1 pseudogene is annotated in these 564 nt (G+C 67.2%); it reads right to left on the bottom strand.

What is annotated here, in order from left to right:
• A pseudogene (locus FGX59_RS37305) lies at positions 1-564 on the bottom strand (transposase); the annotation flags it as partial.

Below are 564 nucleotides of genomic sequence, written 5' to 3'. Positions count from 1 at the left end.
TCGGTGTTGACGCCCACCGCGAGCGTGACCGCCACGGATACGATCCGCCCGCCCTGGCGCACCTTGAGATAGGTGGCATCGATCCAGAGGTAGGGCCATTCGCCCTCGATCGGTCGCGTGAGGAAGGCGTCGACACGCTCGTCGATCTCTTCGCACAGGCGGCTGACCTGGCTCTTCGATACACCAGTGCCGCCCATGGCCTGCACGAGGTCGTCCATCGAGCGCGTCGAGACGCCACGGACATAGGCTTCCTGGATCACGGCGGTCAGCGTCCGCCCGCTCTCTCGGACCGATGGCGTTCGCGGGCGAACTCTCAACCGAGCGCCGCGGCTCGAGGAACGAGGGGAAATGGGAGCCGGTGCGCAGGCGCGGGATGCGCAGCTCGACGCTGCCGGCCGTTCGGCGGGAAAACGATCCCCCGGATCGTTTCCTGATCCGCCTTACCCGCCAGTCCCGATCCCGATACCCGTTACGCTGCGCCAGGCGCTCGCTGTTCTTCTCGCCATAGTCAGCACCGGTCCTGGCGCCGACCTCCAGCTCCATCAGCCGTTCGGCAGCGAAGCC

The organism is Poseidonocella sp. HB161398, assembly GCF_005870025.1.
In the GTDB taxonomy this organism is placed as follows: domain Bacteria; phylum Pseudomonadota; class Alphaproteobacteria; order Rhodobacterales; family Rhodobacteraceae; genus Mangrovicoccus.
The sequence above is the reverse complement of the archived record's forward strand: the minus strand, read 5'-3'. Positions and strand labels throughout refer to the sequence as shown.